We start from the raw sequence: 24,106 nt of genomic DNA, 5'->3' as shown, positions 1-24,106 counted from the left end.
TTAACATTCGCGGTGGGGTAACCGGCCACACACGGGGCATCACTCCGGGTGACCGTGTGTGGACCGAAGGTGTGGTTGTCATGATCAAGAAGTATCTGAAGTGGGGCAGTATCGCGTTCGTCGTCTGGTACGTCGTCAATCGACCGGACGGTGCCGCCGGAGTCGTCCAGGGGACGCTCAACGGACTCGGTGGCGCGGCCGACTCGCTCTCGACGTTCATGACGAGCGCCATCCCCTGACACGACGTAATCGACGGGGCCCCGGGATCTTCGGAACCCGGGGCCCCCAACTTGCCTTCCACGTCTTACGATGGGCCCGGAAACGGGTGGCGAAGAAGCCACACGAAAGTCTCTTTGCGGACATCCATCGGTGGGCACAACTGAATCGGGTCAGTCGTGTCACAGCGTACTTAGGGACGGCACGCATGTTGAACAATAGGAACGTCCGACTGTTGGCAATCGCCTTCGTGGCGTTCTACTTGCTGAGCCAGCCCGCGGCTGCGGCCGAGGTGGTGAACAACGCGTTCTCGGCTATCGGGGACGCGGGGACGCAACTCGCCACGTTCGTGAACAGGCTGGGCACCTGACACCTTCACCCCCGACACTTCGCCATCCTGGTGGAGGTCCGTAAGATCCCCGCATGAGTGCTCTCGATGTGGAGATCGGATCCCTCCAGGGTGGACCGGCCGATCTGGCCCGGTACAAGGGCAAGGCCGTGCTCGTGGTCAACGTCGCCTCCCAGTGCGGTCTCACCCCGCAGTACGCGGGGCTGGAGGAGCTCCAGAAGAAGTACGCCGAGCGCGGGTTCACCGTTCTCGGCGTGCCCTGCAACCAGTTCCTCGGCCAGGAGCCGGGGACCGCCGAGGAGATCGCGACGTTCTGCTCGGCGACCTACGGCGTCACCTTCCCCCTCACGGAGAAGGTCGAGGTGAACGGCCCAGGCCGGCATCCGCTGTACTCCGCGCTGGTCGACGTCGCCGACTCGACCGGTCACTCCGGTGACATCCGCTGGAACTTCGAGAAGTTCCTCATCGCCGCCGACGGCTCAGTCATCCGTTTCTCACCCCAGACCGAACCCGACGACGACGCCCTCGTCGCCGCCGTCGAGGCCGCCCTTCCGGCCTAGCCTTCCGGCGCCCCGGGCCACGCGTCTGCGCGCCGCCCGGGGCGTCCGTCTGTCTTCCCCGTCTCGCTCTGTTCCCCGTCTTGCCTTCCTGTCTTGCCCTCCCTTGGACAAGCGGTCTAAGTTCACGTTCCGAGGATGATCGAGCGCTTGGTTGGTAGGCGCGCGCGGCGGTGGAACGGAGCAGACGATGGGCTGGAGTGCGGCGGACATCCCCGACCTGGGCGGCAAGCGGGTGATCGTCACCGGGGCCAACAGCGGGATCGGGCTGAAGACCGCCCTCGAGCTCGCGAGGCACGGGGCCGACACCGTCCTGGCCTGCCGGAGCCGCGAACGCGGTGAGGCGGCGCTCAGGCTCATCTCCGACGCGGTGCCCGCGGCCAAGGTGTCGCTCGCGCTGGTCGACCTCGCCGACCTGTCGTCCATCCGCGCCTTCGCCGACGAACAGGTCAAAACGCCACTCGACGTGCTCATCAACAACGGCGGCGTCATGGCGATCCCGCGCGCGGTCACCGCCGACGGCTTCGAGCGGCAGTTCGGCACCAACCACCTCGGGCACTTCGCCCTCACCGGGCTCCTGCTTCCCGCGCTCCTGGAACGCGAAGGGGCCCGGGTCGTCACGGTGACGAGCCTGATGTCCAACGCGGCGCGCACCCTCGACTTCGCGGACCTGCAAGGAGAACGGAAGTACTCCAAGTGGCTCGCCTACGGGCGCGCGAAACTCGCCAACCTCCTGTTCGCCAAGGAACTCGACCGGAGGGTCCCGTCAGTGGCGAGCCTCGCCGCGCACCCCGGCTACGCCAACACCGAACTGACCGCCAACTCCGCCAAGACCAGCGGCAGCCGCATCGCCGCCCTCACCTACACCGCGGGCCGCATCCTCGCCCAGTCCGGTGCCGCGGGCGCGCTCCCCACCCTCCGCGCCGCCACCGACCCTACCGCCCAGGGCGGCGAATGCTACGGCCCCCGCCTCCTGGCCAGAGGCGCCCCCGTCAGAACATCCCTCCACCCCCGCGCCGACGACCCCACCCTCGCCACCACCCTCTGGACCGCCTCCGAAAACCTCACCAACATCCACTACCCCTAACCCAAACCCACCCGAAGGCCGCTCGCCAAGCGAACGCGACTCGCCACGCGGAGCTGAGTGGCCACGTGGAGGCGACTCGCGACGCGGAGCTGAGTCGCCACGCAACGGCACTGCTGAACGATTCGCTGTCTGGGCGGGAAATCGCGCAAAGATCTGCGGGTAAGACGCAGCATCGGCGCATTGGTTCGCGGGTCGGGGCTTCCTACAGTGGCCGCATGACGGAATACCTCATGTGCCGGCCCACGCATTTCGACGTCGCCTATGCCATCAACCCGTGGATGGACCCGGCGCGCGGCGCGGACCGCGCCCTGGCCGTCGCCCAGTGGGAGGCGCTGCGCGAGGTCTACCTGCGCCTCGGCCACACGGTCGAGCTCATCGACCCCCTGCCCGGCCTGCCCGACATGGTGTTCGCCGCCAACGGCGCGACCGTCGTGGACGGCCGCGTGTACGGCGCGCGGTTCCTGCACCCCGAGCGCGCTGCCGAGGGCCCGGCTTACGAGGCATGGTTCCGCGCGAACGGTTTCGCCGACGTGCTCAGTGCGCAGGAGGTGAACGAGGGCGAAGGCGACATCCTGACGCTCGACGAGGTCATCCTCGCCGGAACCGGCTTCCGCACCACGGTCGCCGCCCACCGCGAGGCCGAGGCGTTCCTCGGCCGCCCCGTGGTGACGCTGCACCTCGTCGACCCGCGCTTCTACCACCTGGACACGGCCCTGTTCACGCTCGGCGGCGACAACGTCTGCTACTACCCCGGCGCCTTCGCCACAGAAAGCCTCGCCCTGCTCCGCGACATGTTCCCCAAGGCAGTCGAGGCGTCAGCCGACGACGCCGCCTCCTTCGGCCTCAACTCCGTCTGCGACGGCGAAAACGTCATCCTCACCGAAGCAGCCACCGACCTCGCCCACGCCCTCAACGGCCGCGGCTACCGCCCCATCCCCATAACCCTCACCGAACTCCACAAGGCCGGCGGCGGCCCCAAATGCTGCACCCTGGAACTACGCCGCTGACCCCACCGCACCCCAACAAGAAGACCCTGCCACCGCTCCTCGAGTTGGTCGCGCACTGCGCGCGGCGGTCGTGTGCGCGCAGTCCGTCTACGGCTACGACGGCGGCGGGTCGCGCACTGCGCGCGGCGGGTCGTGGAGATGGAGCACAGGTACGGCGACGACAAGGTCGGTCGCGCACTGCGCGCGGGGGGTCGTGTGACGCTGGCGGGTCAGGCGGGGGTGGCGATGCGGCGGGCGAGGAGGAGGGCGGTGCCCATGGGGAGGGCGAGGACGAGGATGAGGCCCGCCAGGGCGGCGTAGGAGTCCAAGGCGGCGAGGGAACCTGCGGCGAGGACCGCGAGTGCGCCCGCGGCGTTCATGAGCACGTCGGACAGGCCCTGCACGGACGGGCGCAGGTCGACCGGGACGGACTCGGTGAGCAGGGCGGATCCCGCGACGAGCCCGCACGACCAGCCGAGCCCGAGCAGCAGCAGGGCAAGCCCGGACTGGGCGACCGCCGACGGCGCGGCGAGCCCGGCCGTCAGCGCGGCGAGCACGAGCAGGACCTGGCCGAGCAGCAGCACGGGCACGTGGCCGAACTGGTCGGCGAACCAGCCGACCAGAGGCGACAGCGCGTACATGCCCGCAAAGTGGAGGCTGAGGACGATGCCGAGGTCGGCGGCGTCCGCGCCGCCCCGGTCGAGGTGAAGGGGCGTCGCCGTCATCAGCGCGAAGGTCGCGACATTGCTTACGGCTATCGCCGCCACCGCCACCCGCGCGCTGGGGGAGCGGCCGAGGACGCCGAGCGCGACCCGCAGCGACCGTTCGGGCGCGATCGCGCCGCGCGCGCTGCCCTCGTGCGCGACCTGCAGCGGGTCGGGCCGCAGCCCCGCGAACGCGCCGACGGCGGCCATCGCGAACACGACGGCGGCGAGCGCGAAGACGCCGAGGTGGCCGCCGGTGTCGTCGAGCTGCCCCGCGACCAGCGGACCCGCGACCGCGCCGCCGGTCGCCGCCCACACGATGATGCTGAGGTCGCGGGCGGGGTGCCCGGGCCGCGACAGGTCGGTCGCGGCGAACCGCGCGGCGAGCCCCGCCGCGCTCCCGCCGCCGAGCAGCAGCGTCCCGGCGAGCAGAAGTTCCCACGTTCCGAGGGCAACCGCGACAAGTGCGACAAGCGCCCCGAGTACGCCGCAGCCGTAACCGAACGCGAGAGCGGGACGGCGGCCCCGTCCGGCGGCCAAGCGCGCTATCGGCACGGCGACCACCGCCGCGCCCAGGAGCACCCCCGCCTGGGCGAGCCCCGTCACCGTCTCGCTGCCGGAAAGGTGCCTGGCCGCGAGCGCCCCGGCCGCCGCGCCCGCGCCGATGCCGATCCCGGCGACGACCTGGACGGCGGTGAGCACGAGGAGCACGCGGCGCTGGACCGCGGCGCGGTAGACGGCGAGCCGGGACGTCCACGCCCGTCCCGAACTTGTGCTGGTCATCGCGCGTCCCTCGATGGTCAGTCCTCGGCGGCCGTGGCTAGATATCCGGAATTGTGATGATCTGCCCGGTCGGGTGCGCGTCAGCATAGTGACGGCAAGTCACCGAGCGCGAGTGTTCGTCTGCTGTTTTCTCGCCTGGTTCCGTCCTGAGGTCGGAAGGTCGTCCCGATTCGTCACGATCACCACCGTGAAGGTGGCAATCGTGGCGGAATCGTTCCTGCCGAGGGTGAACGGCGTGACCAACTCGGTCTGCCGGGTCCTCGAACACCTGGCCGCGCGCGGACACCAGGCGCTCCTCGTCGCCCCGGCCCCCGGCCCGGACAGCTACGCGGGCACGCCCGTCGAACTCGTGCCCGGCCTCTCCCTGCCCGTCTACAAGTCGTTCACCGTCGGCGTCCCCGGACGCAAGGTGGAGCACGCCCTACGCGCGTTCCAGCCCGACGTCGTGCACCTCGCCTCTCCCGTCGTACTCGGCGCGGCGGGGGCGACCGCAGCCAAGCGGCTTGGGGTGCCGTCCGTAGCGGTCTTCCAGACGGACATCGCAGGGTTCTTCCGCGGTTACGGCTTCCGCGGCACCGACTCGGTTCTCTGGTCCTGGCTGAGGCACGTCCACGCCAAGGCGGACCGGACGCTCGCCCCCTCCCGTCCGACCCTCCGGGACCTGGAAGAGCGCGACTTCCCCCGGCTCGCCCTGTGGGGCAGGGGAGTGGACCAGGAGACGTTCCATCCGGAACGCCGCTGCGCCGCGACCCGCGCCGCGCTCGCCCCCGACGGAGAGATCCTCGTCGGATACATGGGCCGTCTCGCGCCGGAGAAGCAGGTCGAGTTGCTGTCCTGGCTGGACGGGCTCGAAGGGGTCCGCGTCGTCGTCATCGGAGACGGACCGGCGGAAGAGAACCTGCGCACGCTGCTGCCCAAGGCGGTCTTCACAGGGTTCCAGACCGGGCCCGACCTCGCCCGGCTCCTCGCCAGCCTCGACGTCTTCGTGCACACCGGGGCGAACGAGACGTTCTGCCAGGCCCTTCAGGAAGCCCTCGCGTCCGGCCTGCCCGCCGTCGCGCCCGCCGCGGGCGGCCCACTCGACCTCGTACGCCCCGGCGTCAACGGACTGCTCTTCACCCCGTCGGACGGGGCGGCCCTCCGCGCGGCGGTAGCGTCACTCGCCTCCGACGCGCCCACGCGGGAGCGTATGGGCCGCGCAGCCCGCAACTCGGTACGCGGCAACACCTGGGAGGCGGTCTGCGACAGGCTCCTCGGCCACTACACCGAGGTCATCTACGGCACGGGGGCCGACCGTGCCGTCGCGTGAGGCACGGCTCGTCGTCTCCGTCCACGACGTCGCCCCCGCGACCGCAGCCGCCACCGCGACCTGGCTCACCGACCTCGAAGCGCGCGGCGTCCCCGCAAGTCTGCTCGTCATCCCCGGCGCCTTCGGCGGACGGCCCGGCCTCGGCGACGACCCCGAGTTCGCCCGCCGCCTCCGCGCCGTCGACGGCGCACACGAGATCGCGTTGCACGGACTCACCCACACACGGGTGCCTGGCGGGTCTCCCTGGCTCCAGTGGGCCAACACCCTGATAGCGCGCGGTGCGGGGGAGTTCTGCGCGCTCGACCCCCACGAGGCGACGCGCAGGCTCCGGACGGGAATGGCGATCATGGAACGGGCCGGCCTCGCCGTCGACGGGTTCACCCCGCCCGGCTGGCTCGCCTCACCCGGCACCCGCGACGCGCTCGCAAGGCTCGGGTTCGCCTACTGGACCAGCCAGACCGGGATACACGACCTGCGCCGCCGCCGCGTCCTCCGCGTCCCCGCCTTCTCGCACAGGCCGGGCGGCACGGGCGAGCGGACGGGAGCCGCGCTGATGGTCCGCGCGGCACGCGCCCTCGCCGGAGCGGGCCGCTCGCTCAGGATCGCGCTCCACCCCGCCGACCTCGACCGGCCCGGCCTGCACGAGGCGGCCCTCACCGCGATAGACGCCGCGCTCAGGGCCGGGGCGCGGCCCGTCACCTACCGCGCGCTCCTTGCGTGAGGAACGCATGAGGATCGTCCAGCTCGCCAACCTCTACAGCCCGGTCTCCGGAGGGCTGCGCACCGCCGTTGACGAACTCGGCAGGGGCTACGCCAAGGCGGGCCACGAAAGGTTCCTCGTGCTACCGGGTCCGGGAAGGTCGCGCAGGGAGACCGAGGCCGGGACCGTGATCACCGTGCCGGGGCCGTCGGTCGCGCCGGGATATCGCCTGGTCCTCGACCCCCGGCCCGTCCTGCGCGCGCTGGACGAGATCAAGCCCGACTCCGTCGAGGTCTCCGACAAGGCGACCCTCACCGTCGCCGCCCGCTGGGCGCGGCGGAGCGGAGCGCGCTCGGTGCTGTTCTCCCACGAACGCCTCGACGCGATCCTCGCGCCCCGCGTCCCGTCATGGGTCGCGCTCGACCGGGGCGCTGACCTGTGGAACCGGAGGCTCGCCGGTGCCTTCGACACCGTCGTGGCCACGTCGGAGTTCTCCGCCGCCGAGTTCCGCAGGATCGGCGCGCCGTCCGTCGCGCTCGTCCCCCTCGGCGTCGACCTCACCACCTTCCGGCCCCGGCCTTCGCCGCCGCGTACCGAGGCGCGCCTTGTACTCCTCGGGAGGCTGTCGAAGGAGAAGCGGCCCGGCCTCGCCCTCGCGGCCCTGCGCGAGCTGCTGGCGCGCGGGCACCGGGCCCGTCTCGACGTCATAGGCGGCGGCTCCCTCGGCCCCGCCATGCGCAGGGCGGCCGTGGGACTTCCCGTGCGCTTCCACGGCCACCTGGGCGTCCGGGGGGAGGTGGCGGGCCTCCTCGCCGCCGCCGACGTGGCGCTCGCCACATGCCCCGTCGAGTCGTTCGGCCTCGCCGTCCTGGAGGCCCTGGCGTGCGGCACGCCCGTCGTCTGCGCGAACGCGGGCGCGGCCCCCGAACTGATCGTCCCGGGAGCGGGCGAGGCCGCGCCCGCCGACGCCGCGGCCTTCGCCGACGCGATCGTCAGGCTGCTCGCCCTGCCGGAGGCGCGGAGGCGGGCCGCCGCCCGCGCGCGGGCCGAACGCTACCCCTGGACAAAGGCCGTGCACGGCCTCCTCAACGTCCACGGTGGGGGTGGGGACTGATCGCCCCGGGGCGGCGGTAGTGTCAGGGACGTGAAACGGTTCTTCACACCCGGCTGGCTGGGCATCCACCTCATCGCGATCGTGCTCTTCTTCGCGTTCCTGGCGTTCGGCTGGTGGCAGTTCGAGCGGGCCCAGGCGGGCAACGCGCGAAGCTGGGGCTACACCTTCGAGTGGCCCGTCTTCGCGGGATTCGTCCTGGTCATGTGGATCAAGATGATCCGCGACGAGCTCAAGGCCGCCAAGGAACCCCCGGTGGACCCCAACGCGGCCCCCGCCGAACCCGTCCGTACCCTCACCGAAGCCCAACTGATCAAGGAAGCCGAAGCGGAGAACCCCGAGCTGGCGGCCTACAACCGCCGTCTTGCCCGGCTCGCCGCGCAGAACCGGCGCTAGAAAGGGAACCCTGTGGAAGCGGCCATCACCCGGTACCGCGTGCTCGCGACCGTCGTCGGCATCATGCTGCTCCTGCTGTGCTTCGTGGCCGTGCCGCTGCGCTACATCTGGGACAACCCCGGACCTTCCGGGATCATCTCCCCGATCCACGGGTTCCTGTACATGGTCTACCTCGTGGCCTCCTTCGACCTGTACACCAAGGCGTCCTGGCCGCTGAAGAAGATGGCGGTCATGGTCTCCGCGGGGCTCGTCCCGTTCCTCGCGTTCTTCATCGAGCGCCGCATCGTCGCCGACGCCCGCGAGGTCCTCGCCGAACGGGACGCCGCCAAGCCCGCCCCGGCCTGACCCGGGACCGCCTGACCCGAGATTTTTGCCAGCCCCTCTCCTCGCGCCCCTCGTCGAGGAGAGGGGCTGCGCGCGTCTTGCGGCCCGCGTACTACGACCCGAACCCGCCCGGCACCGCCGGGCGGGTTCTTTTTTTGGAGTTGACGGATGACGTGGAGTGATGTTCAATCGGAATTACGTAATGACGTAGTCGCGTGATCGGGGGGCGGGAGCATGGCCGGAAAGGCGCGGAGCGGTGCGGAAGAGGCCGGTGCCGGGGCGGCCGAGGGCGTCGGCGGATCCGTCGGTGCGGAAGGCGTCGCGCAGGCGGGTGCGGAACCGGGTGCCGCGGAGGGCGCGGGTGACGGGCGGAGCGTCGAGGAGCGGCTGAGCGCGGTGGAGAGCGCGCTCGCCGCGCTGGTCGCCGCCGAACGGAAGGTCGCGGCCCCGACGCCACGGCCGGAACACGGCGGCGCGGCCCCACCAGATCTGTTCTGGGCCCTTGAGGGGCTGCGCGAGCGCGAGCCCGCGCCGGGCGCGGTGATGATCGTCGGCGACGTCGCGCTGCCCGACGGCCGCACGGCGGGCTGGCAGCTCGGCGCAGGCACCGCCGATCTGCTCGACGACGAATGGGAGTCGCTCGCCGAGGCATTCGCCGCGCTCGGCCACCCGGTCCGGCTCAGGCTCGTGCGCGAGGTGCTGCGCGGCCACGGCACCGCACGCGAACTCGCCGATCTCGACGGCATGGGCACCACCGGGCAGGTCTACCACCACCTGCGCCAGCTCGCCTCGGCCGGCTGGCTGCGCGCCCGCGAGGGCGGCCGCCACGAGGTCCCCGCCGAGCGGGTCGTCCCCCTGCTCACCACGATCCTCGGAGGCCGACGGTGAACACCACGGACACGACGAACACGACAGGCACGGTGAACGCGAGGGTGAGGCGGGCGATCGCCCGCTGGGGCGATGTGTCCGTCAAGGTCTTCGCGGCAGGCGTGCTCGCGCTCGTGCTGTTCGACATTCCCTTCTGGTGGTACTGGATCTTCCTCGCGGTGCTCGCGCTGTCGTTCGTCCGCCCGGCCTGGGACCGCGAGCGCGAGCCGGTGCCCGTCGCCGCCCCCGTCGTCGGGCGGTGGCTCGCGCTCAACAGCCCGGGCACGAAGGTCCCCGCGCACGGCAGCCGGGGCTACGGCCAGACCTACGCGATCGACATCCTCGTGCCGCACGTGGTCGAGGCGGCGCAGGGCCCGCACCCCAAGCCGCGCTACGGCTGGGGCCTGCCACGCCGCGCGGAGGACTACCCGTGCTTCGGCGAACATGTCCTCGCCGTGGCCGAAGGGGTGGTCGTCGCGGCGGGCGGCGGCCAGCGCGACCACCGCGCCCGCGACACCTGGCCCGGCCTTGTATACATGGCGATCGAGGGCTTCTTTCGTCAGGTCGGCGGCTGGCGCTTCGTCTTCGGCAATCACGTGATCATCGACCACGGTGACGGCGTCTACTCCGCCTACGCCCACCTGCGCCGGAACTCCCTCAAGGTCGGGGTGGGCGACCGGGTCTCCGCCGCCCATCCGCTGGGCGAGGTGGGCAACTCGGGCAACACCTCGGAGCCCCACCTCCACTTCCAGCTGATGGACTCGCCGCACCCGCCCGCCGCCTCCGGCCTCCCCTTCAGCTGGACCACCACGGTCCTCGAGCCCGCCCTCGTCGCCCCCCAGTACGGCCTGCCTTCCCCCACCCCGCCGCCGACCCCGGGCAGCCCGCCCAACTCCCACATGTTCACCGCCCGACCACTGGCCACCCCGTTAGCTCCCTTAGGCCCGGCGTCCAGCTCACCCGGCGTCCAGGTCCCCTAAGCCCGGCATCCGTCGGCGTCTCCGGGGCTGCGTCCGTCGCCAGGCCCCGCGTCCGTCCGCGCTCCGGGTGAAAGGGGGTGCGGGGCGGGCGGGGTGCGGGGAATGCGGGGGAGGCCGCCGGGGTTGGGGCGGATCTGCGGGTCGGTGGAGGTTCGTCAGGTTGATCGCTGTCGGCGAACAAGGGTTGGGGAATGAATAGGGGCTCTGGTTTCTTGAGTGTGAGTGACTCAAGAACCATGACTGGGGAGTGAGATGAGCGAGAGACTTACGGTGCCCGTGCTGCCGCTCGACGACACGGTCGTGCTGCCCGGCATGGTCGTGCCGCTGGAGCTGAACGACCGCGAGGTCCGGGCGGCGATCGAGGCGGCGCGCGCCGTGTCGTCGGGCAAGCCGAGGGTGCTGCTCGTGCCCAGGATCGAGGGCAGGTACGCCGACGTCGGCGTGCTGAGCGTCGTCGAGCAGGAAGGCAGGCTTCCCGGAGGCGAACCCGGCGCGGTCGTCAGGGCCGTCGGCAGGGTCCGCATCGGCACCGGCACGACAGGTCCCGGCGCCGCGCTGTGGGTGGAGGGCGACACCGTCGACATCCCGGCCGCGGGCCCGGAGGCGGCCAAGCTGGCCAAGGAGTACAAGGGCCTCCTCCAGGCGATCCTGCAGCACCGCGGCTCGTGGCAGCTCGTGGACATCGTCCAGCAGATAGACGACCCGTCGATCCTCGCCGACCAGGCGGGCTACGCGCCCTACCTGAGCGTCGCGCAGAAGATCACCCTGCTGGAGACCGCCGACGTGGTCGAGCGGCTGGAACTCGTCACCGGCTGGGCCCGCGACCAGCTCGCCGAGCTCGACGTCGCCGAGACGATCCGCAAGGACGTCCAGGACGGCATCGACAAGCAGCAGCGCGAGTTCCTGCTCAAGCAGCAGCTCCGCGCGGTCCGCAAGGAGCTCTCCGAGCTGAACGGCGACGCCGAGGAGGGCGAGGAGGAGGACTACCGCGCCCGGATCGAGGCCGCGGACCTGCCGGAGAAGGTGGAGAAGGCAGCGCTCAAGGAAGTCGACAAGCTGGAGCGGTCAAGCGACGCCTCCCCGGAGGGCTCCTGGATCCGCACCTGGCTGGACACGGTCCTGGAGATCCCGTGGAACGAGCGTTCCGAGGACTCCTACGACATCGAGGGGGCCCGGGCCATCCTCGACGCCGACCACGCGGGGCTTGACGACGTCAAGGAACGGATCATCGAGTACCTCGCCGTCCGCAAGCGGCGGTCCGACCGCGGCCTGGGCGTCGTCGGCGGCCGTCGGTCGGGGGCCGTCCTGGCGCTCGCCGGCCCTCCCGGGGTCGGCAAGACCTCGCTCGGCGAGTCCGTCGCGCGGGCGATGGGCCGCGAGTTCGTCAGGGTCGCGCTCGGCGGCGTCCGGGACGAGGCGGAGATCCGCGGCCACCGGCGCACCTACGTGGGCGCGCTGCCCGGCCGCATCGTCCGGGCGATCAAGGAGGCCGGTTCGATGAACCCGGTCGTCCTGCTCGACGAGATCGACAAGATCGGCGCTGACTACCGCGGCGACCCCACGGCGGCCCTGCTCGAGGTGCTCGACCCGGCGCAGAACCACACGTTCCGCGACCACTACCTCGAGGTGGAACTCGACCTGTCGGACGTGCTGTTCCTGGCGACCGCCAACTCGCTGGAGACCATCCCCGGCCCCCTGCTCGACCGCATGGAGCTGGTGACGCTCGACGGTTACACCGAGGACGAGAAGGTCACGATCGCGCGCGACCACCTGCTGCCGCGCCAGCTCGACAAGGCGGGCCTGGAGTCCGGCGACGTCGTCTTCCCGGACGAGGCGCTGCGGCTCATCGCGGGCGAGTACACCCGCGAGGCCGGCGTCCGCTCTCTCGAGCGGTCGATCGCGCGGGTGCTGCGCAAGGTCACCGCGAAGGTCGCGCTCGGCCAGGTCGAGCTGCCGGTCGTCATCGACGACCTCACCGACTACCTGGGCCGCCCCCGGTTCACCCCTGAGGTGTCGCTCAAGGAGTCCGACCGGCGCACCGCCGTCCCCGGCGTCGCGACGGGCCTCGCGGTGACGGGCGCGGGCGGTGACGTCCTGTACGTCGAGGCGTCTCTCGCGGACGCCGAGACCGGCGACACCGGCGTGACCCTGACGGGCCAGCTCGGCGACGTCATGAAGGAGTCGGCGCGGATCGCGCTGTCGTACCTGCGCTCGCACGGCGCGGAGCTCGAACTGCCCGTCGGCGACCTGAAGGACAGGGGCGTGCACGTCCACGTCCCGGCCGGCGCGGTCCCGAAGGACGGCCCGTCCGCCGGCGTGACGATGACGACCGCCCTCGCCTCGCTCCTGTCGGGCCGCCCGGTCCGCGCTGACGTGGCGATGACCGGCGAGGTCTCCCTCACCGGCCGGGTCCTGCCGATCGGCGGCGTGAAGCAGAAGCTGCTCGCCGCCCACCGCGCCGGAATCACCACGGTCCTCATCCCCAAGCGCAACGAACCCGACCTGGACGACGTCCCCGCCGAAATCCTCGCCCAACTCACCGTCCACCCCGTAACCGACGTCCGCGAGGCCCTCACCCTCGCCCTAGAACCCGCCACCGCCACCCCCCTAGCCGCCTAACCCACCCCACCCCGGGGGCCGGCCCACCCAACCCGGCCCCCACCCCACCCCACAAGGCCCCTACCCTCCTGCCCGCACACCCCTCCCACCCCCACGCCCGAACCCAAAGGCCCCTGCCCCTCCAGTCCCCGCGCCCGTCCACCCCGCCCGCCCGTCCCACCCCCGCGTCCCTCCTACCTGCGCATCCCTTCTGCCCCGTGCCCGTCCTCCCGGACGCCTGTCGTACCCGGGCACCCGTTGTGCCCGCGCGTCCCTCCTACCTGCGCATCCCTTCTGCCCCGCGCCGGTCCTCCCGGGCGCCCGTCCTACCCCCGCGTCCCTCCTACCTGAGCATTCCTCCTGCCCCGCGCCTGTCCTCCCGGACGCCTGTCGTACCCGGGCACTCGTGCTGCCCGCGCGTCCCTCCTACCTGAGCATCCCTCCCGCCCCCGTGCCCCTCCCACCCGCACGCCCGGACCCAAAAGGTCCTGCCCATGTGCCCCTACTGCCCGCGCGCCCTCCTACCCGCGTGTCCCTCTCACCCCCGCGCCCGTCCCCCCGTGCCCGTCTTACCCGCGCGGCTGTCCTGCCCCGTGCCCTCCCGCCCGCGTCTCCTATCCCCGCGTCCTCCTGCCTGCCCTACCTGCGCAGCCTCCTGCCCGCGCGCCCCTCCCAGCCCCTACGCCCCTCCCACCTACGCATTCCTCTCACCCCCGTGGCCCTCCTGTACCCGTGCGCCCGGACCCAAAAGGGTCCTGCCCGCGCGTCCCTCACCCCCGCGCCCTCCTCCCAAGTGCGCCCGCCCTACCCGCGCGTTCCTCCCACCCCCCGTGCCCCTCCTACCCGCACGCCCGGACCTAAAAGGTCCTGTCCCTGTGCCCCTCTCACCCGTGCGCCCTCCTACCCGCGTGTCCCTCTCACCCCCGGGCCCGTCCTGCCCCGCGCCCGTCTTACCCGCTCGGCCGTCCTGCCCCCGCGCCCTCCCGCCCACGTCACTCCTGCCTGCCCTACCTGCGCATCCCTACTGCCCGCGCGCCCCTCCCACCTACGCATTCCTCTCACCCCCGTGCGCCTCCTGTACCCGTGCGCCCGGACCCAAAAGGGTCCTGCCCGCGCGTCCCTCTCACCCCCGCACCCTCCCAAGTGCGCCCCTCTCACCCGCGCGCCCTCCTACCAGGTGCGCCTGTCCTACCCGCGCGTTTCCTCCCACCTGCGCAGCTTTCCTGTTCGCGCGCCCCTCCTGCCTTCGCGCTCCTCTCGCACCTTGCACGTGCGCGCCTTCCCGTGTGCGCCCCCGTCTGGGCGTGCGCCTCTTTGCGCGAGTGCGGTTCCTTGCGTGTGTGGGGCTCCTTTTGCACGTGCGGCCTATTGCGGGGTGCGGGCCCTTCTGCGCCTGCGGTCTCCTGGGCGCTCGCGGTCTCTTGCGCGCGTGGGGCGCTTTTTCTTTTTGCGTTGGGTGCGGCTCTTTCGCGCGTGCGGCCCCGCCCCGGCCGTTCGACCACGACCCCGCTGCGGGGGTGGTCCTCACACGCGCAACCCTCACACACGCGCAACCCTCACACACGCGCAACCCTCACACACGCGCAACCCTCACACACGCGCAACCCTCACACGCGCGCAACCCTCACGCGTGCGCGGCCCTCACACGCGCGCGGCCCTCACGCGGGCGCGGCCCGTCTCCCGCGGAGGTCGACGAGGCTGACCGCGTCGTGGCAACCCTTATGTGCGCGCGGCTCTCCGTGGGTAAGGCTCTCCCGTGTGCGCGGTCGTGTGCGGGTGCGGCTCTTCTGTGCGTTCGCGCGGGGCCCCTCGTGGGTGGGGTTCTCCTGCGTGTGCGGTGCTGTGGGGGTGCGGGCCTTCTGTGGGTGGGCTCCTTCTGTGCGATTGCGGGCGGCCCCTCTGCGGGTGGGGCTCTCCTGCGGCGTGCGGACCTGTGCGGGTGCGGGCCTTGTGTGTGTGCGGCTCCATTTGCGGGTTCGCGTGTGGACCCTCGGTGGGTGGGGGTCTCTTGTGTGTGCGGTGCTGTGGGGGGCGGGCCTTCTGGGCGTGCGGCTCCTGTTGCGCGGGTGCGGAGCTTTTGGTGTGCGGGGCCTTTGTGGGCGTGTGGTTCGGGTCGGGGGCTAGGGCTAGGGCTAGGGCTAGGGCTAGGGCTAGGGCTAGGGGCCAGGGGGCTAGGAGCCAGGGGTCGGGGGGCGGGGGGCGAGGGGGCGGGATTGGGGAGACGGGTGACTAGACTCACGTCTCATTTGGTTGAGGGGGGAGGAGGGTGGGGGTGTACTGGCGGGTGAGGGGCCGATGGGGTTTCGTTAGGAGGGGTTGTGGAGCTGGTGGGTGTGCCCGACGGATTTGACTTCACTGATCCGGGGCTGGTTGAGGAGAGGATTCCGGCGGCGGAGTTCGCGGCGTTGCGGCGGGCCGGGGGGTTGTGGTGGAACCCGCAGCCGCGCGGGGTGTCGGGGTTTGATGATGAGGGGTGCTGGGTTGTCAGCAGGCATGCTGACGTGATGGAGGCGTCGCGGGACTTCGCGGTGTATTCCACGCATGCTGATACGGCGCTCATCCGGTACAACGAGCGGATCGGGCACGCGGACATCGAGATGCTCAAGAGCACGTTGCTCATCAACCTTGACCCGCCCGAGCATTCGCGGCTGCGGACGATCGTGTCGCGCGGGTTCACGCCGCGCGTCATCGAGAGGTTGCGTGACGCGTTGCGGGAGCGGGCCGAGCGGATCGTCGCGCGGGCGGTGCGTGAGGGGACTGGCGACTTCGTCACAGATGTGGCGGTCGAGTTGCCGCTCCAGGCGATCGCGGAGCTGCTCGGCGTGCCGCAGGAGGACAGGGGCAAGCTGTTCCAGTGGTCCAACCAGATGCTGGGCTACGACGACCCCGAGCTGAACGCCGACATGACGGGCGCGGCCGCCGGGATCCTCGAGTACTCGATGGGCCTGGCCGAGGCACGGCGCGCGCGGCCCGCCGACGACATCGTCACCAAGCTCGTGCAGGCCGGGGAGAGCGGGGGCCTCACCGACGACGAGTTCGGGTTCTTCTTCATCGTGCTCGCCGTCGCGGGCAACGAGACGACGCGCAACGCCATCACCCACGGGATGCTCGCGTTCCTCGACAACCCGGACCAGTGGGAGCGCTACAAGGCCGAGCGGCCCGCGACCGCGGCCGACGAGATCGTCAGGTGGGCGACGCCCGTCATCGCCTTCCAGCGCACCGCCCTGCGCGACACCGCGCTCGGCGGCACCGAGGTCAAGGCGGGACAGCGCCTCGCCCTGTACTACTCGTCGGCGAACTATGACGAAACGGTCTTCACCGATCCCTTCCGCTTCGACATCACCCGCTCACCCAACCCCCACCTCGGCTTCGGCGGTACCGGCCCGCACTACTGCGTCGGCGCGAACCTCGCCCGCCTGGAGATCAGCATCATGTTCGAGGCGATCGCCGACGCGATGCCCCGCATCCGCCGCACCGGCGACCCCCGTCGGCTGCGCTCCTCCTGGATCCACGGCATCAAGGAACTCCCCGTCGCCTACTCCTGACCGCCCCGACTCCGCGAGGCGGGCGACCGGCCCCGCCCGCCTCGCGGTCCCACCCGCCCTCGCCCCCACCCCCGCGCGGCCCGCCCGCTGTGCCACCCGACCCGCCTCGCGGTCCGACGCGTCCCCCGCCCCCACCCGCCTCGCGGTCCCGCTCGCCTTGCGGTCCGACTGCCCCTCGCCCCCACCGGCCTTGCGGTCTGACTCCGCCCTCGTCCCTTATGTCGGGGGGTTCTGCGGGTCAGGGGCGGGTGGTTAGGGGGTGAGGCGGGAGAGGTAGGCGCGGGCTAGTTTTTCGGTGGTTGTGCGGATTTGGGGGGTGGGGAGGCCGCCTGCGCCGACGCGGATGATGACGTTGTCGACGACGATGACGAGTTGGCCCATGGCGGTCTGCGGAGACGGGACGGTCGTGGGGGAGTGGGGGATCTGGTAGATCGACAGGTATGCCTCCTCGCCCAGGCCGGGGTAGGGCTTGCCGCGGTGTCTGAGGCCGAGCCTGCGGGCGCGTTCGGGCGCGGACTCCCTGGCGGTCGCCTTGTAGCGGCGGGCTTCCAGGGTCACCGAGCCGCCCGCGGGCGTGCTCATGTACTGGCACTCGGTCGAACGCGGGCCCATGTCGTCGTTGCTGAGCACCGGGCCGCCGAGGACCTGGGCGGCGAAGTCGCCGGTGAGCACCTCGCAGGCGCGCACCAGCGGCACGCCGTCGAACCAGCGGACGCCCGCGCCGCCCGCGAGCACCGCCACGATCCCGACCCCCGTCACCACAAGACCGCGTCTCATGCCGCCATTCAGTCAGAGATCATCGCGCGGCGGAAGTTCCGGCCCGCGACACGTCAGGGCTCGCCGACGTAGGCGAGCAGCGCCTCGGTGAGGGCCTTCGGCTGGGCGAGCGCGGGGAGGTGGCCGCCCGGCAGTTCGTCCGGGGTGAGGCCGAGGCGTGCGCGGGACAACTCGCGCAGGAAGGGCGCGGGGAAGAGACGGTCGTCGCGGCACAGGAGCACACGGGTGGGGACCGCGGGCCAGGACGGGAGGGGCCACGGGTCGTCGAAGACGCGCGAGGTCTGGTCGCGCGTGTGCTCGGCGGAGGCCGCGGCGACGTCGGGTGGGACATCGTGCAGGAACGTGACGAAGGGGTCGAAGGGGGCGTCGGGATCGCGTCCCGCGGCGAGGTCGGCCGCGCGCTGTGCCTCCTGCTGCCCCGTCGCTGCCCACCACGCGCCGCCGGTCTCGCCCGGCGCGGGGATCATCGCGGCGACCATGACGACCATCACCACACGGTCCGGAAGCCGCGCCGCGACGAGCGGCGCGACGAGCCCGGCGAGCGACTGCGCCACGACGACGACCTCGCCCCGCCCGCCGATCGCCGTCACGACCGCCTCGGTGTGGGCGTCGAGCCCCGCCTCCGGGTCGTCGCAGGGCAGATCCACCGCGACGACCTCGTGGCCCGCCTCGCGCAGTGCGGGCGCGACGAGATGCCAGTACCAGGAGTCCGACGCCGCGCCGTGCAGCAGGACGAACGTCACCGGAGTACCCATGACCGCCTCCTTCCCCTTCCGTGCCTCCCGGGGCGAACGCCGCCCCGACCACCTCACCGACACTAATCAGGGGGTCTGACAATTCCCGCGCCACCCGAGAACCAAAAACCGCAGCGGTAGAGACTTGTCCTGGTTTATGGGTTTTGTCGCAGGTGAAAATATGCGAGACGGCGTCGGACGGCTTATCTTCGCCCGGCCGTCAGCCGATCATCGGATGCGAGAAGCTCCCGCACGCCGCATTTCCGTGATATCACGGGTGCCCCACCCGAGTCAGCGCCGGGAGGCGTCGATGCTCGCTCCACCCCCTGTCCCGTCAGTTCCCTCCGCGCGGCGGGAGGCGGTCCATGAGTGAGCCGGACGGCGGCGACCAGCGGGCGCGGGGCCGTCGCTACTCGGCGCTGATCATCGTGCTGGCCGCGGTGGTGATCGGCCTGTGCACGGTGGTCGGCGAGGCCCTGATCCCCCGGACGATCCCGCCGAACGACGCATGGGGCTGGCTGTCCTTCCTCACCGCGGTCGCCCTGTTCACCGGGGTCTTCGCCGCGACGGTAGCGGTCACCGGGTCGCTCGGCGCGATCACGCGCGTGCTGGCCAGGCGGCCGCTGCGGGAGCGGCTCGCGGCCCTGCGCGACAGGCTCTCGCGGGTCCTGCTCGCCGCGGTGTTCATCGCGGTGGGCGCGTCACTGATCTGGCTGTTCGCCGATCCGGCGAAACTGGTCAAGGACACCCCGGTGGGCGGGCTCGACTTCGCGCGCTACTGCAAGTCCTATGGCTACGCCGCGAATGACGACGCATTCTGCTCGCTCAACATTCCGCTCGACAAGGCATGTGACTGGCAATACGGATCTTCCGGGCATCGCATCGAGATGGATTCCGGGCCGTACAGCGGACGTTGCGTGAACAGTAAGAAGAAGGACGTCGGCGGCATCAAGGACATGGCGGGATACTGCCGCGAAAGGTTCGAGCCGAGCGCCGAGGTCGGCACGACGGTCCTTGCCGGGACCTGGGTGTGCCGGACCCCGATAGACAAGAACCTCGCATGCGCCTGGCAGTACCAGCAGCGCGACCTCGCCGCGCGCAAGGAGAAGGACGGCCTCTGGCTCTGCTACCGCTGACCGCGCGTCAGCCGGACGGGGTGAGCCGGAAGACGCGCAGGTCGCGCTCCGCCCGGGACTGGTAGCGGCGGAACACGGGCCACAGGGCGTTCAGGCGCGTCCAGGTCTCCTCGCGCTCGGCCCCCTCGAGCAGGACCCCTGTGACGTCGTAGGTCCGCTTGCGGAACTCGACGGAGGCGCGCGGCTGCTTCAGGAGGTTGCCGGTCCACGCGGGGTGCTTGTCCTGTCCGAAGTTGCTTCCGACGACGATCCAGCCGCCGTCTTCGGGCATGCACAGCAGGGGCGTAACGCGCGGTTGTCCCGACTTCGCGCCCGTCGTCGTCAGGTAGAGCGTCGGTATGAGCGCCTGGGCGAGCATCATCCGTCCGCCGGTGATGCGATGCAGGCCGCGGTCGAGCGGCGGCACTACCTTCGGTCCGACCTTGGCGAACCAGGCCGACCCGGAGATGCTCTGGAACAGCGGGCGGAACACCCGCTGCACTGGCGTGGGCGCGGACATCGGCGGCTCCCGGCGACTCGGCGGACGACTACGGAAACAAACTAGCGCTTGGTTCGCATTTCGTCAGCACCCACGGGCGACGGACCCGCGAGCACGGCCCGGAACGCGGGCCCCCGTGCTGCCCCCGGGTGCCGGGTTCGCGAAGCGCCCGCGTTCCGGGCGAGCGCACCCGGCACGTCACGGGGTGGTGGACAGGCGGGAGCCGTGGCGGGTTCGCGGAGCGTCCGGGTGAACGCACCCGGCACGTCACGGGGTGGTGGACAGGCGGGAGCCGTGGCGGGTCTTGGTGAGGCGCAGCTGGGTGGGGATGCGGGTGCGCAGTTCGGCGACGTGGCTGACGACGCCGACGGATCTGCCGCCGCCGCGCAGGGAGTCGAGCACGTTCATGACCTCGTCGAGGGTGTCCTCGTCGAGGGTGCCGAAGCCCTCGTCGATGAACAGGGTGTTGATCTCCGCGCCGCCCGCCTCGGCGGTGACGACGTCGGCGAGGCCGAGCGCGAGGGCGAGGCTCGTGACGAACGACTCGCCGCCCGACAGCGTGGCCGGGTCGCGTTCCTGGCCCGTCCAGGAGTCGATGACGCGCAGGCCGAGGCCGCCGCCCGCGCGCTTGGTGTCACCGGCCGCGCGCTCGTCGGTGCGGTGCAGGAGGTAGCGGCTCTGCGACATCGTGGACAGGCGCGCGTTGGCCGCCGCGACGACCTGGTCGAGCCGCGCCGACAGAACATAGGCAGAAAGGCGCATCTGCATCGGGTTCGGCGGCTGGCCGTTCACCAGGTACGCAAGGCGCGCGGTCGTCGTGTAGGCCGCGTGCGCGGGGAGCCATGCCGCGTGCCTCTCCCTGAGGACCCCGGCGAGCTCGGCGAGCCTCCCGCTGACGCGCCGGGCCGCGTCGTGCGCCGAGACGAGCGCGGTGTGCGCCTCCTCGGCCTCGGCGGCGGCGGTGCGCGCCTTGTCGGCGTCGATGTCCTCGGCGACGGCGGCGGCCCTGAGCTCGGGTGACTCGAGACGGGCGCGGACCGCGGCCTCGGCGTCGTCGAAGCCGCGGACCTCGGCGGTGGCCGCCGCGCGCTCGGGCTCGGGCAGCAGCGCCTGCCTGGCGTCCTCGACGGAGGCGAACCCCTGCTCGCGCCACGCGGCATCGAACGCCGTCTCGGCTTGCGCGAGTTCTCTACTGGCGGTTTCGGTGCGGGCGTCTGCGGCGACGGCCGCGTCGAGGAGGGCGGCCTCGGAGGTAAGGCGACTTATCCTCGCGTTAAGGCTGGCGTCCGTACCGCGCGCCACCTCAAGCTCGGCCCTGAGCCCCCCGGCCTCCTCGGTGAGCGCCTGGACCGACGCGGTGGCCTCGGCGACCGCGCGGCCCGCCGCGCCCTGCGCCTCGCGCGCCTGCTCGAGCAGCCGCTCACCCTCGCGGACCCGCTGGTCGAGCTCCTCGACGCGGCCGGCGTCGGCGAGCCTTGCGCGCAGCGTGTCCTGGGCGGCGGCGAGCGCGTCCATCAGCGCCTCGACCGTGCCCTCGACAAGCCCGGCGAGCACGTCGTACTCGGCGCGGATGCCCTCGCAGCGCCCCGCGGCCTCCTCCCGCACGCGCTGGCAGGACTCCTGGACGGCCCCGGCCCGCTCCTCGTCGGCGTCGGTGGGCACCTCGGCCGCGCCGACGGCCGGGGCGGGATGCTCGGCCGAGCCGCAGACCTGGCAGGGCTCGCCGTCGCGCAGCCCGGCGGCGAGCAGCGCGGCCATCCCGGCGAGCCGCGCGCCCCGGATCGTCTGGAGCGCGTCGGTGGCCTCCTGGGCGCGGTCCACGGCCGCGCGGTGCGCCTCCTCGGCCTTGGCGAGGTCGCGCTTGAGCTTGTCGCGGCGGCGGGCGTCCTCGACGGCACGGGCGGCGTCGTCTCCCGCCTTGCGGGCGGACTCCACCTGGGACGCGCCGATCCGCGCGGTCTCCAGCGCCCGTCTGTCGGCCTCGATCAGCGCGGGCAGCCGCTCGGCGTCCTGCCTCGCCCGCTCCTCCTCGCGGGACTGCCGCTCGGCCCGCTCGCGCAGCTCGGCGACCTCCCGCGTCACCTCCGAAAGCCGCAGCTCACGGCCGCGCAGCCCGTCGAGCCGCGCGATCTCGTCCTGCCAGACCCGGCGCGCCGCCCCGACGGTCTCCGCCGATGCCTCCGCGCTCCACCCGCACCGGCACTCCGCCTCCGCGCAGACGCACGGAAGCGGAGCGGGCGGTACGAGCGCGCTAAGCGCCCGACGTGCTTCAGCGGCCTGTCTCTCGGCGTTCTCCGCGTCCTGCCTACGCCCGCGCAACGCGCTCCCGTAGGGCCTGACGCGTTCGGCGCGCTCGGCGGCGGCGAGGCGTTCGCGCAGCAGCGCGATCCCGGGCGCGCGCCCGTCGAGCTCGGCGCGCCGCCGGACCGCCTCGGCGTGCTCGCCCTTCAGCCGGTTCAATTCGACGGCGTCGGCGGCCGCCCGCTGCGCCGCCTGCACCGCCGCCCGGGACGCCTCAAGCGCCTCCTCCGCGCCGCGCAGCCGGACCGCGTGCCCTGCGGCGAGTTCGTCGGCCCACTCCAGTAGCGCGTCTTCCGCCGCGTCCTCGGGCGGTTCCACGGCGGCCACCTCCGCGACGAGCCTTGCGGTCGTCGTGAACTCCGCGAGCAACGCGTCGGCTTCGCGGTGCGTACGGGCGCGCTCCTCGGCGAGCCGCTTCTCGACCGCCGCGTAGATCTCGGTGGCGAACAGCTTCTCCAGCACCTTGCGGCGCTCCTCGGCCCCCGCGCGCAGGAACGCGGCGAAATCGCCCTGCGGCAGCAGCGCGACCTGGCTGAACTGGGCGACGTTCATGCCGAGGGTCTTCTCGACCTGGTGGGCTGTCTCGTCTATCCGGGTGGAGAGCGCGCGCCAGCCCTCCGCGGAGTGCTCCTCGAAGATGACCGACGCCTGCTGCCGCGTCGTGCCAGTGCCGCGCTGCTTGGGCCGCTGCCACTCGGGGGAGCGGGTGAGCCGGAACGTCCTGCCGGCGATCGCGTATTCGAGCACGACCTTGGGCTCGGCCCCCGGCGCGGCGTGGTCGCTGCGCAGGTTGCGCACGTTGCGGCGCGGCCCTGGCACCGTGCCGAACAGGGCGAAGCAGACGGCGTCAAGCACGCTCGTCTTGCCCGCGCCGGTGGGCCCCTGGATGAGGAACAGGCCAGCGTCGGCGAGGGCGGTGAAGTCGACCTCCTCCGTCGCGGCGAAGGGGCCGAACGCGCTGACGCGCAGGTGGCGCAGTCTCATCGGGAGGCTCCCTCGCGGACGGGGACGCGCTGGGCGGGGACCGGCGTCTTCTCCTCACGCCGGCAGTACTCGAACGCGGCCTGCAGGAGTGACGTCTCGGCCTCGGTGGCGGCCTCGCCGGTGACCTCGCGGACGAACTCCCCGGCCATCTCCGGCTCGGTGCGGGTGGCGAGCAGCTCGGCGCGGCCGGGGCCGTCGCCGGTGAAGACCTCGGCGGCGAACTCGAGGACGAGCGCGTGCGGGAAGCGCGTCCGCAGCCTCTCCATCGCCCCCGCGACGCGCCTTGTGTCGGTGAGGGTCGCCTTCACCCAGTGGCCCTCGTGGACGGCGTAAGCGGGGTCGGACAACAGGTCGTCAAGGGTTCCGGTCAGATGGGCGAGCTCGCGGGGGACCGGGGCCTTGACGAACTCGGCACCGCGCAGCCCCGAGGAGTCGAGGTCCACCAGCCATGAGCCCTTCACGTGCGTCAGCTCGGAGAAGGAGTAGGCCAGCGGCGACCCGGAGTATCTGACGTGCTCACGCAGCGTGCGCCTGCCGTGCAGATGCCCGAGCGCCACATAGTCGATCCCGTCGAAGACACCCGCAGGGACGATGCTCGCCCCGCCGACCGAGATGTCGCGTTCGCTCTCACTCGTGACGGGCGCCTCACCCGCCGAGACGAACGCGTGCGCAAGGACGACGCGCGGCCCGCGATGCCCGTCGGCGTCGATCCTGCGCATCGCCTCGGTGAGCGCGGCCGTATGCGACCGCTCCTCCAGCCCCCAGGGCTCCCTGACGAGCTCGGGCTCAAGGTAGGGGACCGGGTAGAGGGCGACATCGCCGACCAGCACCGGACGGCCCGTCTGCTCCGGGTCCGTACGGACATGGACGCCGGCGGCCTCGAACAGCCGCGACCCCACGCCGAGCCGGATCGCCGAGTCGTGGTTGCCGGAGATGACGACGACGGCCGCGCCGGTGGCCTTGAGCCGCGCGAGGGTCTCGTCGTACAGGCGTACCGCGTCGACCGGCGGGATCGCGCGGTCGAAGACGTCGCCGCTCACCGCCACGCAGTCGACGCGTTCGGCGGTGACCGTCTCGACGAGGTGGTCGGCGAAGGCGGTCTGGGCACCGAGCAGGTCCTCCCGGTGGAAGGAGCGGCCCAGATGCCAGTCGGAGGTGTGCAGGAGTCTCATGGCACGCACGAC

Annotated in this window: 20 protein-coding genes; 14 read left to right on the top strand and 6 right to left on the bottom strand. The window is 72.1% G+C overall.

The features are described from left to right. Positions 1-80 precede the first annotated feature (80 nt). The 4 genes from R9X44_RS06915 (at position 81) to ddaH (ending at position 3,216) form a co-directional block, all read left to right on the top strand. Positions 81-239 carry a hypothetical protein gene (locus R9X44_RS06915; protein WP_319813145.1) on the top strand — a complete coding sequence of 53 codons (159 nt, stop codon included), beginning with the start codon at positions 81-83 and terminating at the stop codon, positions 237-239. A gap of 400 nt (positions 240-639) precedes the next feature. Further along, the gene (locus R9X44_RS06910) at positions 640-1,125 is read left to right on the top strand and encodes a glutathione peroxidase (RefSeq protein ID WP_319813144.1); all 486 of its coding nucleotides are present in this window, start codon (positions 640-642) and stop codon (positions 1,123-1,125) included. A 187-nt stretch (positions 1,126-1,312) separates the two neighbouring features. Continuing rightward, positions 1,313-2,209 (top strand): oxidoreductase, encoded by an 897-nt coding sequence (locus R9X44_RS06905; protein ID WP_319813143.1) that lies wholly within the window; start codon positions 1,313-1,315, stop codon positions 2,207-2,209. A gap of 215 nt (positions 2,210-2,424) precedes the next feature. Beyond that, a complete protein-coding gene (gene ddaH / locus R9X44_RS06900; protein WP_319813142.1) occupies positions 2,425-3,216 on the top strand; it encodes a dimethylargininase in 792 nt (263 codons plus the stop codon). Positions 3,217-3,425: 209 nt separating this feature from the next. Here ddaH and R9X44_RS06895 read toward each other — a convergent pair whose 3' ends face one another. Further along, on the bottom strand, positions 3,426-4,682 hold the full coding sequence (locus R9X44_RS06895) for an MFS transporter (protein WP_319813141.1): 1,257 nt from the start codon (positions 4,680-4,682) through the stop codon (positions 3,426-3,428). A 202-nt stretch (positions 4,683-4,884) separates the two neighbouring features. Here R9X44_RS06895 and R9X44_RS06890 point away from each other — a divergent pair, with 202 nt between their 5' ends. The 9 genes from R9X44_RS06890 (at position 4,885) to R9X44_RS06850 (ending at position 16,512) form a co-directional block, all read left to right on the top strand. Next, a complete protein-coding gene (locus R9X44_RS06890; protein ID WP_319813140.1) occupies positions 4,885-5,991 on the top strand; it encodes a glycosyltransferase family 1 protein in 1,107 nt (368 codons plus the stop codon). Further along, the gene (locus R9X44_RS06885) at positions 5,978-6,712 is read left to right on the top strand and encodes a DUF2334 domain-containing protein (RefSeq protein WP_319813139.1); all 735 of its coding nucleotides are present in this window, start codon (positions 5,978-5,980) and stop codon (positions 6,710-6,712) included. The genes R9X44_RS06890 and R9X44_RS06885 overlap by 14 nt, the downstream gene beginning before the upstream one ends. A gap of 7 nt (positions 6,713-6,719) precedes the next feature. Beyond that, entirely contained in the window at positions 6,720-7,805 is a 1,086-nt protein-coding gene (locus R9X44_RS06880; RefSeq protein ID WP_319813138.1) for a glycosyltransferase, read from the top strand. Positions 7,806-7,835: 30 nt separating this feature from the next. Next, a complete protein-coding gene (locus R9X44_RS06875) occupies positions 7,836-8,198 on the top strand; it encodes a hypothetical protein (protein WP_319813137.1) in 363 nt (120 codons plus the stop codon). A 12-nt stretch (positions 8,199-8,210) separates the two neighbouring features. Continuing rightward, positions 8,211-8,543, top strand: a complete 333-nt coding sequence (locus R9X44_RS06870; RefSeq protein WP_319813136.1) for a DUF3817 domain-containing protein — start codon at positions 8,211-8,213, stop codon at positions 8,541-8,543. A 213-nt stretch (positions 8,544-8,756) separates the two neighbouring features. After that, positions 8,757-9,410 carry a winged helix-turn-helix domain-containing protein gene (locus R9X44_RS06865; RefSeq protein ID WP_319813135.1) on the top strand — a complete coding sequence of 218 codons (654 nt, stop codon included), beginning with the start codon at positions 8,757-8,759 and terminating at the stop codon, positions 9,408-9,410. Beyond that, entirely contained in the window at positions 9,407-10,369 is a 963-nt protein-coding gene (locus R9X44_RS06860; RefSeq protein WP_319813134.1) for a M23 family metallopeptidase, read from the top strand. Before R9X44_RS06865 ends, R9X44_RS06860 begins: the two co-directional genes overlap by 4 nt. Positions 10,370-10,621: 252 nt before the next feature. Next, positions 10,622-12,988: an endopeptidase La gene (gene lon, locus R9X44_RS06855; RefSeq protein ID WP_319813133.1), complete on the top strand. Its 2,367-nt coding sequence runs from the start codon at positions 10,622-10,624 to the stop codon at positions 12,986-12,988. 2,483 nt (positions 12,989-15,471) lie between these two features. Next, the gene (locus R9X44_RS06850) at positions 15,472-16,512 is read left to right on the top strand and encodes a cytochrome P450 (RefSeq protein WP_319813132.1); all 1,041 of its coding nucleotides are present in this window, start codon (positions 15,472-15,474) and stop codon (positions 16,510-16,512) included. Between the two features lie 252 nt (positions 16,513-16,764). Here R9X44_RS06850 and R9X44_RS06845 read toward each other — a convergent pair whose 3' ends face one another. Beyond that, entirely contained in the window at positions 16,765-17,289 is a 525-nt protein-coding gene (locus R9X44_RS06845) for a hypothetical protein (protein WP_319813131.1), read from the bottom strand. A gap of 53 nt (positions 17,290-17,342) precedes the next feature. Next, complete coding sequence (locus R9X44_RS06840; protein ID WP_319813130.1) at positions 17,343-18,044, bottom strand: alpha/beta hydrolase; 702 nt, start codon at positions 18,042-18,044, stop codon at positions 17,343-17,345. Between the two features lie 344 nt (positions 18,045-18,388). Between R9X44_RS06840 and R9X44_RS06835 the strand changes: the two genes are divergently transcribed. Beyond that, positions 18,389-19,159, top strand: coding sequence for a hypothetical protein (locus R9X44_RS06835; RefSeq protein WP_319813129.1), 771 nt, complete (start codon positions 18,389-18,391; stop codon positions 19,157-19,159). A gap of 7 nt (positions 19,160-19,166) precedes the next feature. On the opposite strand, the gene R9X44_RS06830 is transcribed toward R9X44_RS06835, so the two are convergent. From R9X44_RS06830 to R9X44_RS06820, 3 genes are all read right to left on the bottom strand, one after another. Next, positions 19,167-19,658 carry a nitroreductase family deazaflavin-dependent oxidoreductase gene (locus R9X44_RS06830; protein ID WP_319813128.1) on the bottom strand — a complete coding sequence of 164 codons (492 nt, stop codon included), beginning with the start codon at positions 19,656-19,658 and terminating at the stop codon, positions 19,167-19,169. A gap of 246 nt (positions 19,659-19,904) precedes the next feature. Continuing rightward, entirely contained in the window at positions 19,905-22,922 is a 3,018-nt protein-coding gene (locus tag R9X44_RS06825) for an SMC family ATPase (protein WP_319813127.1), read from the bottom strand. Next, complete coding sequence (locus R9X44_RS06820) at positions 22,919-24,094, bottom strand: exonuclease SbcCD subunit D (RefSeq protein ID WP_319813126.1); 1,176 nt, start codon at positions 24,092-24,094, stop codon at positions 22,919-22,921. The genes R9X44_RS06825 and R9X44_RS06820 overlap by 4 nt, the downstream gene beginning before the upstream one ends. Positions 24,095-24,106 lie beyond the last annotated feature (12 nt).

Origin of the sequence: Actinocorallia sp. A-T 12471 (assembly GCF_033875155.1) — a bacterium.
Lineage (GTDB): Bacteria > Actinomycetota > Actinomycetes > Streptosporangiales > Streptosporangiaceae > Actinocorallia.
This window is presented reverse-complemented; position numbering and strand designations above follow the sequence as displayed.

Coding starts and splice junctions, on each gene's coding strand:
- R9X44_RS06825 (WP_319813127.1), bottom strand. CDS start 22,922: ATGAGACTGCGCCACCTGCGCGTCAGCGCGTTCGGCCCCTTCGCCGCG.
- R9X44_RS06845 (WP_319813131.1), bottom strand. CDS start 17,289: ATGAGACGCGGTCTTGTGGTGACGGGGGTCGGGATCGTGGCGGTGCTC.
- R9X44_RS06905 (WP_319813143.1), top strand. CDS start 1,313: ATGGGCTGGAGTGCGGCGGACATCCCCGACCTGGGCGGCAAGCGGGTG.
- R9X44_RS06865 (WP_319813135.1), top strand. CDS start 8,757: ATGGCCGGAAAGGCGCGGAGCGGTGCGGAAGAGGCCGGTGCCGGGGCG.
- ddaH (WP_319813142.1), top strand. CDS start 2,425: ATGACGGAATACCTCATGTGCCGGCCCACGCATTTCGACGTCGCCTAT.
- R9X44_RS06850 (WP_319813132.1), top strand. CDS start 15,472: ATGGAGGCGTCGCGGGACTTCGCGGTGTATTCCACGCATGCTGATACG.
- R9X44_RS06820 (WP_319813126.1), bottom strand. CDS start 24,094: ATGAGACTCCTGCACACCTCCGACTGGCATCTGGGCCGCTCCTTCCAC.
- R9X44_RS06880 (WP_319813138.1), top strand. CDS start 6,720: ATGAGGATCGTCCAGCTCGCCAACCTCTACAGCCCGGTCTCCGGAGGG.
- lon (WP_319813133.1), top strand. CDS start 10,622: ATGAGCGAGAGACTTACGGTGCCCGTGCTGCCGCTCGACGACACGGTC.
- R9X44_RS06910 (WP_319813144.1), top strand. CDS start 640: ATGAGTGCTCTCGATGTGGAGATCGGATCCCTCCAGGGTGGACCGGCC.
- R9X44_RS06840 (WP_319813130.1), bottom strand. CDS start 18,044: ATGGGTACTCCGGTGACGTTCGTCCTGCTGCACGGCGCGGCGTCGGAC.
- R9X44_RS06895 (WP_319813141.1), bottom strand. CDS start 4,682: ATGACCAGCACAAGTTCGGGACGGGCGTGGACGTCCCGGCTCGCCGTC.
- R9X44_RS06835 (WP_319813129.1), top strand. CDS start 18,389: ATGAGTGAGCCGGACGGCGGCGACCAGCGGGCGCGGGGCCGTCGCTAC.
- R9X44_RS06830 (WP_319813128.1), bottom strand. CDS start 19,658: ATGTCCGCGCCCACGCCAGTGCAGCGGGTGTTCCGCCCGCTGTTCCAG.
- R9X44_RS06915 (WP_319813145.1), top strand. CDS start 81: ATGATCAAGAAGTATCTGAAGTGGGGCAGTATCGCGTTCGTCGTCTGG.